Raw genomic sequence first — 15181 nt, forward strand, 5'->3', positions numbered from 1 at the left:
CTTTTAATAAAGGTTAGTAATAATGGCTGAGCCTATTATATTTACTCTTTTACTTGGCAATAAAGATCAGATATTAGAAAGAATAAACAATCAGGAAGCTCAAAATAAACTACCTATTATCCCGCTTCAAGTTAATAAAGAATCACATATATCCGATAAAGAACGTATTTTTTCGGAAATCTTAGAAAAATCCCGCAAAGAGGGCAAAACACCGATTTTTAACATTCAACTTAACAATAATAATGTAAAACCAATTTTTCGGGTACAAGATTTAATTAATTCGCAAAATTTAAATATAAAAACTACTATTACTTTTGATCAATATAATTCATTAACCCAAAATCCTGAGCTAGAAGCTTATTGGAAGCAAATTATGGAAAAAGTTGATCATGTTTTTTTCACAAATGAAGCAGATCAAAATTTAGCTATAGCCGATGGTATAGTACCAAAAGATAAAACCACTACAATTACGGATATAAGTTTAGTAACATCTGTTTTTAACAATCTTGTATATGATCGTGAAATTGACCAGTTGCTATCCGGTACGATACCTGACAAAGCAAAATTAGACAAACTCATAAAAACAGCTAAAAATCAAGGTGGTAGAGTAATTATAGAAACTTGGCCTCTTTCTGCAGACGAAGCAACAAATCTTATCACTGCTAAATTCGGTATTACCTCTGAAGATCAAATTTACGGATTGAAACTTGAAATTAATGAAATCTTAAAAGATCCAAATAATGCTGCTGAAAACTTTAAAAAATATGTATCACAAATATCTAGACAATTTCAAAAAGATTTAGATAAAGCTGAGGTAAATCCTATTGACTTTAATTTTAATACAAAGAAAGTTATGAAAGATAGAGCTGAGGATATACAAAAAGAACAAACAACATCATATGAACCTCTACAAGAAAACCAACCACAACAGCAAGATTTTTTTAGAAGAGTTTTTAACTATTTTAAAGATATAGTAACTAGTTTTAAAGAAACAATATTTGGCAATAAAGAAGAACCTAAAACTCAAGAATCAACAACTCTAACTACGGAAGCAATGACGCAAGAACAGCAAGTAGTTGCTGTCCCTTCTATAACTCAACCGGAACAACAAGCTTCTGTGAGTAATACAAAACCATGGGAAGAACTAGGAATTACACAAAAAATGTATGAAGAATCTCTGCAAGCAGAAAAACAATTAATTAAATCGCTAATAGAACCAAAAATACCTGAAAAAAAATCATCACCGGTTATAAATACTGAAGATACTGAAGCTCAAGCCGGTATTTATAATACAGAAAATATAAAACAACCTAAGTATTTATACACTGAAGATGATATAAAAAATATACTGGAAGCAAATATAGATAAGAATAAATTCTCTATATTTCATCACGCCTCTTTAGAAGAGCCGGAAATACTAAAAGATACTCTTCATGCTACAGGAGAGGGTTTACTATTAGATAACAAATCTGCAATTATACCACTAAATACAGGACATAAACATTGGTTACTCTTGGCAGCTAGTAAAGATGATAAAGGTAATATAAACTTTATTTATAATGACCCCTATGGTGAGCCATTAGAAACTCGTCCAAAAGTAACAGAATATATTAACGAAGTTTATCCCGGTGCAAAAATAATAGATCTAAACACCAAACAACAAGAAAACGCTTATGATTGCGGAGTTTTCGTATGCGATAGTGCAATAAAATTTTCTAAAGGTCAAAAAATTCTAACTACTGAAGAATCTAAAGGACAGGGTATAAATTTAAGAAAGGCTCAAGCTAATACACTATTAATGCAACAGCAAACACAAGAAATCGTGAGACCGTTAAAAACAAATTCTGTACAGCAATCAAGTAATAAATTTCAAGAATTAGTGAAGAATCAAAAAACAAATGATCACTCTAGACGACTCTAATATACTCTTATAAGAATAAGTAGTATACTTGATACAACTTTAAAAAGAGCAAGAAATCCACAAGACGAGGATCGTAGACTTAATACGTGAGTACCGCAGCTCTACGACATAGCCAATTTTTGAAGTTCTATCTTAGTATAATAAAAAAACATTAGGCAAAATTTCTAATTCCTAATATAATTATTTATAGTTAATTTATATTTAACAAAAATGACTACCATACTTGTGATCGTTATTATAATAATAATTGCCTTATCTGCTTTATTTGCTGCTACCGAAACTGCTATTACCGCCTCCTCGCCGGGGAAGATTCATAAGCTTAAAATCGCCGGTAATAAGCGTGCTAAAACAGTTTTAGAGGTTCTTAAGAAAAAAGAAAAGGTCATAGGAACTTTATTAATAGGTAATAGTTTAATCAATACAGTTTGTACCACTATTGCTACTACTCTCTTTATTAGCTTTCTTGGAGATAATGGACCTATTGTTGCTTCCGGCGTTATGGCTTTTATAATTATTGTTTTTGCCGAAGTAGTACCGAAAGCAATAGCCGTTGCTAAACCTGAACAATTAGCATTAAAAATGGCTTCAACTATCGTAATATTTTTAAAGCTTTTCAAACCTATTAATATTGCTCTTGATTACATTACAAAAATATTTTGCTTCATATTTCGTATTAATTTAAATCCTCAAATATCAGGAACGGAAGAAGTAAGAGGCGTGATTGAGCATTACCACCAAGAAGGCGGAGTTTATAAATCCGATCGTAATATGCTCGGCGGGATATTAGATATACGTAATATGACGGTATCGGAAATTATGACTCACAGAAGTAGTATTATAGCCCTTAATATCGACCTACCTCATGAAGTGATAATCAAAACTTTATTATCGGGCGCTCATACACGTATACCTTTATGGCAAGATAATAGAGATAATATAACAGGGATTCTCAATCTAAAAGATTTGCTTAAGGCATTATACGAAAATAATAATGATGCAAAAAAAGTTGATATTAATAAACTTCTAACTCCACCTTGGTTTATCCCTGAGAACGCACTTGTAGTAGACCAGCTACATGCATTTAGAGAACGTAATAATCATTTTGCTTGTGTTGTAGATGAATATGGTGATTTACAGGGAATTATTACTCTTGAAGATGTTATAGAAGAAATCGTAGGACCTATTACCGATGAACATGATAGACTTAATAATGAAATTATCAAGAAGTCTAATACCGAGTTCATTATAAAAGGAACTACAACTATTAGAGATATTAACCGAGAACTTGATTGGAATTTATCGGATGAGGATGCAAACACTATAGCAGGATTAATAATCCATAAAATTGCTAGAATTCCAAATCAAGGAGAAGTAATTGAAATATTTAACTTTAAAATAATAATTTTAAAGAAAATTGCCAATAAGATTGATAGCGTAAAAATTACCGTATTACTTACTACCGAGAAAACAATAAGCAGTGAGTGAAATCGGTAATTTTTTACTGCTAACAACGATGTGCTTAAGCGGGATGTCGATTGTTGTTGGTTTATCAAGGCGTCATTGCGAGCGACTAAAAGGAGCATGGCAATCTAGAAAAAATAACTTTACTGGATTGCTTCGTCAAAACTTACAGTTTTTCCTCGCAATGACGAATATCTGCTACCCCTTCTACATAGCTGCCTCATGTGCTATACTTGCCTTTTTTACCCTAGTCTATGCTTTTATTATTTCTGACTTTTCACTACAAAATGTCTTTTTAAACTCTAGTACTTTAAAACCTTTAATATATAAAATAGCCGGTAGTTGGTCGAGCCACGAAGGCTCAATATTATTATGGTTTTGTTTATTACAAATCGTTAGTTGCTGTTATATATTTTTACTTAAAGATAACCGACTTAAATTTTTATCTATTATTATTCTATCAGCTATACAATTATTTTTTAGCAGTTTTATTTATTTTACCTCCAATCCTTTTAACGTGTTTTCTTTCGCTCCTAAAGAGGGGCTTGGACTAAACCCGATGCTACAAGATATTGCTTTGAGCATCCATCCTCCGCTGCTTTATTTAGGCTATGTTAGCTACGCCGTACCGTTTACTATTGTTTGTGCCTCTATGTCATTCCCGCGTAGGCGGGAATCCATTGCTTCTTTTATAAAATTTTTACTGGATTCCCGCCTACGCGGGAATGACATAAAACTTCTCAAAACATTTTCCAATATCGGTATCTTATTTACTACCATAGGAATTAGCCTTGGTTCTTGGTGGGCATATAGAGAACTCGGCTGGGGCGGATTTTGGTTTTTCGATCCGGTAGAAAATATTTCGCTATTTCCTTGGTTATCCGGAATTATGCTACATCATTCTATAATAGTTACTACCAAAACAAACCGAATGCAAAACTGGGTGATAATTTTATCAATCGTTACTTTTTTATTAGTAATATTTAGTACTTTTTTAGTACGTTCCGGTTTTATTACTTCAATTCACTCTTTTGCATTCTCACCTGAGAGAGGAATATACCTGCTTGGAATATTTTTGGTTATGGGGATTGGTAGTATTGGGTTGTATACTTCCACGTCATTGCGAGGAGGTGCATCAGCATCGACGAAGCAATCTCAGGAAACTAACCGAGATTGCCACAGCCACTATCGTGGCTTCGCAATGACAGGTATAACCCTCGGCAATATATTCTTCCTACTTAGCCTTATTGTGCTAATAGCTGCCACACTTTACCCGCCAATTTACTCTTTATTTGACGATAAACCTATTATTATTAGTGAAACATTTTTTGTTAATAATTTTATTATATTCGTTATCCCTATTCTTTGTACTATAGGATTATTTACTACCAGAAGCTCTATTAAAAAACATATTATAATTCTAATATTATCTCTAATAATTACTTATTTAATATCATTAAAAGTAACATTTAGTGTTATATCGATTTTAACTATAATCGCATCTATATTTTTGATGCTTCATAATGTTCATTGTCTTTTGATTAAAACTAATTATTTTAAAAATAGACTTAAAGCAAGTGCTGCTAGTATGATCCTTGGGCATTTTGGTTTTGCACTAATTAGCTTTAGTATTACAACGAATGCATTATTACAAAGTGAAATGGATTTTACCGGCAGAGTAGGAACAAGTAAAACATTTAACGAATTTAAAATAACATTGCAAAATATTAAGTTTGCTCAAGGTAAAAATTATTATAGACAAATCGCTGAATTTTGGCTTGAGGATAATAGCCGTAATATAACTATATTAAAGCCAGAAAATAGGCTTTATATAGTTGAGAAGAGCTTATCGCAAGAAAGTGATATATACTCTTACTTATCATATGATCTTTACGCAGTTTTAAGTAATATAGACGGCGATATAATTCATGCTAAAATATATTATAAGCCAATGATGAGCTTTATTTGGCTTGGAATTATTCTTACCGCTTTCGGCTTTTTTATTGCACTAATCAGAAAAAATTCTAGCTAATTTGAACCATCACATTTAAGGTTTAAAATTTTAATACTATTCGGATGATCAGCTCCGAATTTTTCTATCTGATTATTACGGAATTTTTCATACCAAAATTTCTTAGGTAAAGTGCAACTAGCTTTAGCGGCTGCAAAATACATATTACTTATTTCATACACATTTTTCATATTTTTTTTATAGTTATTCCAATATATATTTTCAGCAGTAGCATAAGCATCTACCGCCTCCTCATTTTGATTAAGTAACACTAGTGCATCCCCTTCAGCAAAGAATGTTTTTGCCAAATCTATATCCGGTGATATAATAATTATTAGGTCTAGTTGGATCATTAAAGAAAATTGCTTTAGCTTTTTTGGCATATTCTAGAGCTTCGGTAACATCACCGAGTCCTAGCTTTGCTCTTGATTTTTTGGTAAAAATTCGTCCAAATACTTGATTTTCCTCTTTTTTACTCGATTTATTCATATCATATACTTGTTCTAATAAAGAAAGAGCTTCCTGATGTTTCTTAAGATTATTTAATACATCTACTTTTAATGAGATATGAACCGGTAAGAAATAAATCTTGAGGTTTCATGCCGTTTTCGATACAAGCATTTATAGTATCGTCAATTCTTCTTAATGCTTCATAATTTTTACCTTGAATATTAAACAATTTAGAAAGCTGATAAATATCATCGTCTAGACTATGCTTATCTTCAGTAATAGAATTTAATAATTCTTTTGAAAAACTTTGATTATTAAGCAATGCTATCCCATATAGTAATCTTTTAGCACTAGGGTTTAATTCATTGCTAACAAGTTTTATATTTAGCTCAATTTTATCCTTAGAGGCTTTTATCGTTTTCTTATATTCCTCTAAGCTCAAACCTTGTACTTGATTTAATATTTGTACTCCTTGAACTACGAGAATCGGATAGCCTCCAAATTCTTGAGTCAAAAAATTTATTAATTCCGGATTTTTATTTTCCAATATATTTTTTGCAAGTAATGCAGTTTCCGACTTAGTGAAAGCATTTGCTTTGATTATATTAGATAATAATTCATCATCTTGAGAACAAACTATATATTACCGTTATATTCCCAATTAATAAAATCCTCTATTTTCTTATTCTCGCCTATTTTTAAATTATCAAATACCAATAACCATTTATCCTTGTTTGCTAGATAACCCATTAAATCTTTCCTCATCACTGCCATATCTTCTGAAATCACCGGTGATTTTACCTCGGTATTAATAGCTTTAGATAATTTGAGTAATTGCTGCTCTATATTTAGATTACAATCAATAAACCAAATTATGTTATAATTATCTTTATTTTCATAAGCGTACATTCTAGCAAGCTGCGTTTTACCCATACCGCTTACCCCTACTACACTAGATTGCTTGTATTTATTAAGATTTTCTTTTAGTTTTTCCAATTGCGATACATGATTTATAAAATAGCTAACCGGTACAACTAAATTAGATATTTGACTTTGAGCAAATATACTTCCGCTTATTAGAAGCATAATAATCCCTAATATATATTTTTTCATAATATTTATTAATTTTAAATTTCTAGCTGTAAAGCTTTATATCTTTTCGACTAAAAGTCAATAAAAATTTGAGGTTAATGAAGATATTGCACTGGGTAAAAAATTAGGTGATATCATTCTCGCATAGCATTGCCCGCGTGGATAACTATAGTACCGAACAATTTTTATTCTATGTCATTCCCGCGTAGGCGGGAATCCAGAAAAAAAGTATAAGTACAGAAAATTTTTGAAATTAAAAGCTTGATTTATCTCGCTTTATGCTGGATTCTTGCTTTCGCAGGAATAACATCGGTATCCATACAACAAGACCTACTCGCAAGGCATTGTTGCGTGGACCTGCTTTTCCGTCATTGCGAGAAGAATTACGTAGTAATTCGACGAAGCAATCCAGTAAAAAATTCTGATTTACAGAATTTTTTTATTATTTTTTCTGGATTGCCGCGTCGCTTCGCTCCTCGCAATGACGATTAGATATCCACGCAACAAGACCTCCTCTCAATGACGACTTTCAGTATCCACGCGGGCAATGCCACGCGTGGATAAGTATAGTATCGAACAATTTTTATTCTATGTCATTCCCACGTAGGCGGGAATCCAGAAAAAAAGTATAAATACAGAAAATTTTTGAAATTAAAAGCTCGATTTATCTCGCTTTATGCTGGATTCCTGCTTTCGCAGGAATGACATCGGTATCTACGCAACAAGACCTGTAGGCACGAAGAAAGAATAAAAAAAAGCCCCCTTTTTTCAAAGAAGACTTTTTTCTTTAGAAAGTTATAAACTTGCTAATCGGGAGAGCGATTAGAAGTTTACACGTACTTTTAAAGTACCTTGATGTGCAGTATACTTACTTGCAGCATTGAAATCATAACCGATTCCGTATTCCATCTTAGCATCAGGTCTTATGCTTGCACTTAAACCTACATTGTAAGATGTTTTAGCAGTTCTGTCAGGCTGGCTGATGAACGGAGTAACTTGTCCATCTAACTGAGACTGAGTTTTAGATAATCTACCATTTACTTTGTGAACTACAAAAGCGTGAGCTTCCGGATATACCGCAAGATCAGTTATATTCATAGTACCACCAGCTACTTTAGCACCTACTATTAAATCGGTTCTATCGCTAAACTTGCTGTTAACTTGCTTGTTTGCAACTGTTGTACCGGTTTCTTTGTAGTTTTCGTCAGAAGATTTTAAGTAGCTAAGTCCTGCCATTGGAGTTACTAATACACCTTGCATTGCATTGTAATCATAACCGACCATTAAGTTACCACCGAATGTCATGTTATCGTAATTACCGGCAGCAATTTGCTTATTCATCTTACCGTTAGCATCGAAGAAGTAACGCTGACTTTTGTTTTTCACTTGGTTTAAGCTAAATATTGCACTACCTTGAGCAAAGAAGTTCTCAACAAGCTGCTGGGCACCATATAGAGAGAATGAGAGACCGTTAACGTCGGTTTTATCACCTTTCTTATAATCTTGGTGTTTTATATCGGTTTTAGTAATACCGATAGCAGCACCGATCATTAAGTTATCGTTAGCTAGCGTATCTAAACCGATTACGACACCGGTGGTTTTAGCTTTATAACCAGCTAAACCGCCTTTCTTACTTTGATGTGCATCAGTATAGAAAGGTTTTGCCCATATACCGTAAGCTACATTGTCAACAGCTTCGTCACCTGCAGCAACCGCAGCCGGTATTGCTCCAGCTTCAGGTCCAGCCATTTCAGCAGTTTCAGGAGTACCTAAATATCTAAGAGCACCTAATCTGTTACCAAGTTGAGCTTGGATATCTTTAGCTACATCTAATTGTGCATTAGTTACGGCTGCACTTGTATCGGTAGTAATAGCTCCAACAAAGTTAGCAGAATTAGCACTATTTTTAGCATTATTAACAAGATTACTATATGCTGCAGTATTGGTTTCGGCTAAGAATGTTGCAACGTTCTGACCTACACCCGATGCACCTGCAAATGGGCTATTTGTGATATCATTAGTAACTACGTTTGCTGCATTGTTAGTACGTGTTATTACATAATCTTGGTTAGCAGCACGTATTAAATCGTAATTTACGAAACGATTACTTCCGGTTACAGCAAAGTTAGGACCTCCTAAAGTACCGTTAAATCTAGCACCACCTTGGATTAAAATATAAGTTTTTGTACCGCTGAAATTTGCATTGGCATTATCTTGTACATTAATAGTTGTTGTTCTTGTAGTTGTTGCATTAACTTTAGCATTTTCCGCAATAACGATATGACCTATTACACCTGAACTATCGGAGGCTATGTTTAACGTTGTGCTAAGAGAAGTATTGCTTCCCCATGTTGAAGTACCGCTTGCAAATGTTAAGGTATTTGTTACAAGGTCAATATTACCGTTAATAGCAGTAGTACCGCCGCCTAAAGTTACATTCGAACCAGCAACATTTAAGTTAACATTACCAAAATTAGTTGCGGTAGAATATATATTTCCTAGTAATTTTTCTAATGAACCGGCAGGACCCGTAAATTTCACAGAAGCTACAGGAGTATCAGAGCTACCTATATTACCGACAGACGCTCTACCTAAGTAAGTTACAGTACCGTTATTAGCTTTAACAGTAGAAACCATACTTGTAGCAGTAGAGTTTGTACCGTCAACAAAAATTACATTAGAGTTACCGTTAACACTTCCAAGGGTAATTTTACCATCAAAATCTTTTCCAGCTGTACCACCTGTAGTAACAGTTACACCATCCTCGATTATTGCGTTAGTTGCAATAATGCTACCTAAGTTGTTATAGTTTGTAGTAAAATTCACTTCCTCCAACTTTGGATTACCATTCTTGAAACCTAAACCGTAAATCGTACCTGGAGTATTAGGAACGCCGCCGTTAAGCTCTATAGTACCTTCATCATTATTTACGGCAAATAAAGTTGCATATACTGTAGCATCATTAACAGTAATCGTATTATCACTTGCAAGTCCAAGACCTATGATGTTATTTTGATCACCGATTACTTGACCTGGAACAATTGTGCTATCAACATTTGTAACAATCAATCTAGGAGCATTAAATCCACCGCCTGCTACCTTATTACCGACAGTACTTTTAATTGTTAAACCGTCTAATAGGATACCGCTAGCTAAGAATAAACTTGCTCCTAAACTTGCATTTGCAAAAACAACTGTATCAGTCACCGCACCAGGATTAGCTGCATTACCGATTTGATTAATCACTACGTTACCAGGACCGGAAACTGTTACTTGCTTTAATTCATTAACAACTCTAGCTTGTTTGTTTACTGTTACGGTAATAGGATCAGCGTTAACGAATTCTACTATACCGGTATTATCGACAGATGTGAAAAGATCTGTAGTATAATTACCGCCGATTTGTAAGGTAGAATTACCTTCAATTGTAGTTTCACCGTTAAATGTTGCATTACCTAAGAAGGAAGCCGTACTACCATTATTTAATTCTACAGTATTAAACCTATTACCTTGTTGTCCACCGACTGTACCGCTTACTATATTTGTTCCACCCGCAGTAAAGCTGAACGTACCAACGTTAGGAGTAGCAGTAGTAATATTAGTAGCATATAAATTAACACCTTTACCGACATTTAATGTTGTGGCACCACCAGCTGGAGCTTCAAAATTAATCTCTGCAAGTGGGTTTGTAGCACTACCTAAATTTGTACCGGCTGCAAGAGTCATATTATTATTAATAGGATTAAATATTATTTTACCTTGACCGGCAGCATTCGTAGTTTTTGTTATTAAGTAAGTATCGTGAGCGAATTGTACTGAACCGTTATTTCCAATAACTAACTCGTTAATAGCAACATCACCGGCATTTAAAACTGTTTTACTTGAGCCGATATTAAATTGTCCAAGAGTTTTATTATTAGCTGCAATAGTACCAATATTACCTTTAATAGTTAAAGTTTGAGCATTTGTTAGGCTACTCGCATCAACAACACCTGTTTTATCAGTAGTTATAGCTAAATCAAAATCAACTAAAATATTATTTTGAGTGCTTGTTAATTTAATAGTACCACCGTTAGCTTGGAAATCAATCATTCTACCGGCATTAGCACCGATAATATTTGCTCCACCAAGAGTTAATGTTTTTGAAGCATCGTTAGCTAAAGTAATACCTTGTAACGCAGCATTACCACCACCGTTACCTATATCACCGGTAATTGTAGCACTTCCATCTAACTGAATAGCACCACCTGCAAGAGCACCGCCAATAAGAGCAGTTTGGTTAACTTTACCGTTTATAACTGTACCGTCAGCAAGTTTAAAGACAGAACCGGCATTTCCTAAACGTAACTCGGCAGTATGTGTTCCTGATAATTGAACAACTCCGACACCTGCTGCTTCGATTGCTTTAATATTATTTGTCACTGCAACATTTGCATCAGCATTACCGCTTGCTAAAGTACCGTTAGCAGCAAAAGTTATCACACCTGCAGTATTACCGTTATTACTAGCATCACCTGTGAAATTACCTGTAAGAGTCTTAGTATTAGGAACCGTAATTTGTACTGCAAGATTACCGAAATCAGTAGCACCAAAATTTGAATTTTGAGTTATTGCAACTTTAGAAGCTGCTGTTTTAAAGGCAGTAGTACCGTCTGTACCAACATCAACTATGTGGTCAAAGTTTACTTGTCCGCCTGCATTAGTACTTTGTATAACCATGTCTTTAGCATAAACTTGTCCAGCGACTGTTGCTGCATTTCCATTAGCTACGCTAACAACAAACCCTGCAGCTCTACCAGCTCCATTATTGGTACCTATTACTGCACTAGCAGGACCTGCATTAGCTATAAGTTGACCGGCTACTGCAGTAGTGTTAAATTCGATAATACCTTTTAGATTACCGCCTAAACTTCCCGTAACGTTAAAGTCGGTAGCAGCACCATTCTTACTTAATAATACTAATCTACCTGTGCCGTCTGTTCCATTAAAATTAATAGTAACATTAGCTGCTTGTAAATTTAAAACATTACCGTTAGTAGGATCAGTATTGAAAATGAAACCTTGACCGTCACCGATATTAATTGTCTTAACAGTAGCAAAAGTTTTATCTGAAACTTGAATAAATCCATTAGTAACATTTAATGTACCGTTAGCACCATTAGCTATTACAGCATTATCTCCAAGTATAAGAGGAGCTTTTTGAGTTGTAGGGTTTGTTAAATTAAATACTAATGTAGAAGCCGCAGCACCAAAATCTATTGTTCCTACGCCGCTAAGATCATTATTGGCAATAGCATTACCACCATTTAATTGGACAACAATATTTTGAGCATTTTTTGTAACAGCAGCTTGTCCAGCATTAATACCTTGACCTGTTATGGTAAGAGTTTTACCGGCACCAAGAGTAAAATTAAAGAAGTTAGCTTTATTAGCATCATTAGTGATAAATCCTAAAGTAGTATCTTCACTAATTGTCACTGCTAAATTGTTTGCAGTATCTAAAAACAAACCGTTAAAACTACCGGCTGGAGTATTAAAATTAATACCATTATTAGCATTAGCCGTAATAACTGCATTTGGAGCAACTGCAAGATTTGCAAGAGCGGCAGTTTGGTCAAATCCCGCACCATCAACAGTTGTAGCAGCTCCAGCCGTCGTTCTATTCTGCTGTGTAGCAGCACCCATAGCTGAGCCTGCGAAGCCGGCTACTATGGTAGCTGTAGAAGCAGTTACCAATCCTGCGGAAATTAATTTTTTTAGAAAATTTGGTTTTTGAGCCATAATTTTTTCCTATATTTAAGTTAAAATTTAGTACCTAGTATTAAAACAAACTTATCAAACGTGAGTCAATATATCCCGCATTTGATAAGGAAATAACCTAATATTTTGTTTCAATAGTTTCTAAACTACGGGCTGAGCATACTATATATTGTATATAATTACAAGCATCGCTGTAGTTTTTTTATAAAGTTTTAATAAATGTTATATTTTTATCACATTGGGGTTATGACACACGGGTCGTCATTGCGAAGAGGCATTGCCCGCGTGGATCAATTTCACCTCTGTCATCCCGTGGCTTGACCACGGGATCCAACCTTTTATGTCATTTCCGCGTGGCATTGTTGCGTGGATACCGATGTCATTCCTGCGAAAGCAGGAATCCAGCATAAAGCGAGATAAATCGAGCTTTTAATTTCAAAAATTTTCTGTATTTATACTTTTTTTCTGGATTCCCGCTTTCGCAGGAATGACATAAAGAGCATTTACCGGTCCATGCAACAATGCCTCCTCGCAATGACGAAAAAACTACTCTTCATTAAATATTAGCACTTCAGCAGTATTTTCCCATTTTAGCATTTCGTCGTATTTAGTATCCCAAATACGCATAATTTCTTTTTCATATTCTACAATTTGCTCTTCTAATCCTTCAAATTGTTTCACCATTTGACGTGCTTTAGAAAGTATCGTGTCATTACTAACGTCAAAAACTTTTTTCAAATGACGGTCTTGTTCTTCTTTGTAATTTAAATGAGCCGCTCTACCAAGCTCAGCATCTTTATGCATATCTTCACTTCTTATCTGTATTTCAAAATTACGTTTAGAGTATAAAAGCTGCATTATATTATGAAGAGACTGATAGTCGTTGCTTTTTGGTCTATTGATATAATCTTTGGTGTATAACCAATCTAAATGCGGAGAACTCTTAACTACGTCCAAAGCATTATAGCATAGAGCTTTAGATTTAACTATAACCCTACATGCAATTAAGTCTTTCAACGCATCAATCGGCACTTTTTTCCTTTTCATCTTTTTTAAAACAGAATAAGGTTCTTTAAGACGCATATATATCTCATTTTCTATATCTGCTTTATTTAAATCTTCTTTAAGCAGATTAATAATATCACAAATCAAATCCCCCTCCTGCTACCTAAAATTCTATATATCTCTATTCTTAGTAAATATTACCTATAGCTTTTAGAACTTAAATCCACAAGATTGTTCATAATACTATTCAAGTAATTTATAAAATTAATTCTTTAACTAAAAATTAAAAAACAGATTAATAGTAAAAATAAATTTTTCAATAAAATTGTTTAATTAATTTTAACTTAGATTAATTGGATAGATCTGTTTCATCGTCATTGCGAGAAGAATTACGTAGTAATCAGGGCGAAGCAAGGAAGAAAAAAAATTCTGATTTACAGAATTTTTTTAATCTTTTTCTGGATTGCCACGTCGCTACGCTCCTCGCAATGACGGCTCAGGTATCTACGCAATGACGAATAGCATTAAGCAATTAACAGGTCAGAAAATTTATCTATAGAACTTTCCGAAACACTACCTAGAACTTCAGACATTTTGTTAAATTCTCCGGTACATTCAAGCACTATATCTACACCTGCATCTAAAACTCCTTTGGTAATATCTACCATACTACCGCTTAAAGCTTTCATATCTATTGCATCGGAAATAATAAGCCCTTTAAAGCCGATATTATTTTTAATATAGTCTATAACTTTTTTTGATAGGGTGGCAGAATTCTCAGAATCAAGAGCTTTGTAAATTATATGTGCCGTCATAGCAAGTTTAATATTATCGTGCTTCGCTAGCTCCTTAAATACTTTAAAATCTGTATCCTCTAGTTCTTTTAAGCTAGTATCAACAATAGGTAACCCTATATGGCTATCTACTTTAGCTCTACCATGCCCTGGAATGTGCTTGATGCAAGCCACGACTTTCTCTTCTTGTAATCCGTCTATAGCAGCTAAACATAAAGGTACGACTACTTCCGGCTCTGAACCAAAACTTCTATCTCCGACTATCTTGTCTGCTCCTTCGTGAATCAAATCCGCTACCGGAGCAAAATCTAGATTAATACCTACTTCTCTTAGCTCTTTGCCTATATTGCTATAGTTTTGTTTGCACTTTTGCACATCAACGAAAGTTTGAGCAGCCGGAGCGTCATAAAAAGTCGGTGCTATGAGCCTTTTTACCCTACCGCCCTCTTGATCTATAGAGATGATAGTATTTTCTCCTAACACTTCTTTTATATCTGCAATAAGCTTAATAAGAGTTTCTTTATCCTGCTCACCGTTATCATTCTTTCTAATATTACGACGGAATAAAATTACACTTAAAGGATTATGCTCTTCAAATAATTCTCTTTCAGCATCGGTTAATTCAGGACCGGATATGCCTATAATTACCGGCTTTACCATTTGTCTTATTGTCATAATATTCTCCTT

At 34.1% G+C, this 15181-nt stretch carries 12 protein-coding genes; 5 read left to right on the plus strand and 7 right to left on the minus strand.

Translation table 11 applies throughout. The annotated features are described in order from the left end of the window. Positions 1-22: 22 nt before the first annotated feature. The 3 genes from BN1174_RS02495 (at position 23) to BN1174_RS02505 (ending at position 5414) form a co-directional block, all read left to right on the plus strand. A complete protein-coding gene (locus BN1174_RS02495) occupies positions 23-1921 on the plus strand; it encodes a Ulp1 family isopeptidase (protein ID WP_040256243.1) in 1899 nt (632 codons plus the stop codon). Between the two features lie 210 nt (positions 1922-2131). Further along, positions 2132-3406: an HlyC/CorC family transporter gene (locus BN1174_RS02500; RefSeq protein ID WP_040256245.1), complete on the plus strand. Its 1275-nt coding sequence runs from the start codon at positions 2132-2134 to the stop codon at positions 3404-3406. 160 nt (positions 3407-3566) lie between these two features. Then, positions 3567-5414 (plus strand): heme lyase CcmF/NrfE family subunit, encoded by a 1848-nt coding sequence (locus tag BN1174_RS02505; protein ID WP_408005889.1) that lies wholly within the window; start codon positions 3567-3569, stop codon positions 5412-5414. Here the strand turns inward: BN1174_RS02505 and BN1174_RS02510 are convergent. From BN1174_RS02510 to BN1174_RS11530, 4 genes are all read right to left on the minus strand, one after another. Further along, a complete protein-coding gene (locus tag BN1174_RS02510) occupies positions 5411-5701 on the minus strand; it encodes a hypothetical protein (protein WP_040256247.1) in 291 nt (96 codons plus the stop codon). The genes BN1174_RS02505 and BN1174_RS02510 overlap by 4 nt on opposite strands. Then, positions 5679-5882 (minus strand): hypothetical protein, encoded by a 204-nt coding sequence (locus tag BN1174_RS10675; protein WP_040256249.1) that lies wholly within the window; start codon positions 5880-5882, stop codon positions 5679-5681. Before BN1174_RS10675 ends, BN1174_RS02510 begins: the two co-directional genes overlap by 23 nt. Positions 5883-5931: 49 nt before the next feature. Beyond that, positions 5932-6390, minus strand: a complete 459-nt coding sequence (locus BN1174_RS11525) for a hypothetical protein (RefSeq protein ID WP_231555759.1) — start codon at positions 6388-6390, stop codon at positions 5932-5934. 89 nt (positions 6391-6479) lie between these two features. Next, positions 6480-6929, minus strand: a complete 450-nt coding sequence (locus tag BN1174_RS11530; RefSeq protein WP_231555760.1) for an ATP-binding protein — start codon at positions 6927-6929, stop codon at positions 6480-6482. A 357-nt stretch (positions 6930-7286) separates the two neighbouring features. Between BN1174_RS11530 and BN1174_RS09745 the strand changes: the two genes are divergently transcribed. Next, on the plus strand, positions 7287-7427 hold the full coding sequence (locus BN1174_RS09745) for a hypothetical protein (RefSeq protein WP_156138451.1): 141 nt from the start codon (positions 7287-7289) through the stop codon (positions 7425-7427). A 330-nt stretch (positions 7428-7757) separates the two neighbouring features. On the opposite strand, the gene ompB is transcribed toward BN1174_RS09745, so the two are convergent. Further along, positions 7758-12716: an outer membrane protein OmpB gene (gene ompB / locus BN1174_RS02525; RefSeq protein WP_040256251.1), complete on the minus strand. Its 4959-nt coding sequence runs from the start codon at positions 12714-12716 to the stop codon at positions 7758-7760. Between the two features lie 525 nt (positions 12717-13241). Further along, the gene (locus BN1174_RS02530) at positions 13242-13847 is read right to left on the minus strand and encodes a guanosine polyphosphate pyrophosphohydrolase (protein ID WP_040256253.1); all 606 of its coding nucleotides are present in this window, start codon (positions 13845-13847) and stop codon (positions 13242-13244) included. Between the two features lie 230 nt (positions 13848-14077). Between BN1174_RS02530 and BN1174_RS09755 the strand changes: the two genes are divergently transcribed. After that, the gene (locus BN1174_RS09755) at positions 14078-14215 is read left to right on the plus strand and encodes a hypothetical protein (protein WP_197062031.1); all 138 of its coding nucleotides are present in this window, start codon (positions 14078-14080) and stop codon (positions 14213-14215) included. Between the two features lie 9 nt (positions 14216-14224). Here BN1174_RS09755 and BN1174_RS02535 read toward each other — a convergent pair whose 3' ends face one another. After that, a complete protein-coding gene (locus BN1174_RS02535) occupies positions 14225-15169 on the minus strand; it encodes a glycoside hydrolase family 3 N-terminal domain-containing protein (RefSeq protein ID WP_040256255.1) in 945 nt (314 codons plus the stop codon). Positions 15170-15181: the final 12 nt, after the last annotated feature.

It is taken from the genome of Rickettsia hoogstraalii (assembly GCF_000825685.1).
Lineage (GTDB): Bacteria > Pseudomonadota > Alphaproteobacteria > Rickettsiales > Rickettsiaceae > Rickettsia > Rickettsia hoogstraalii.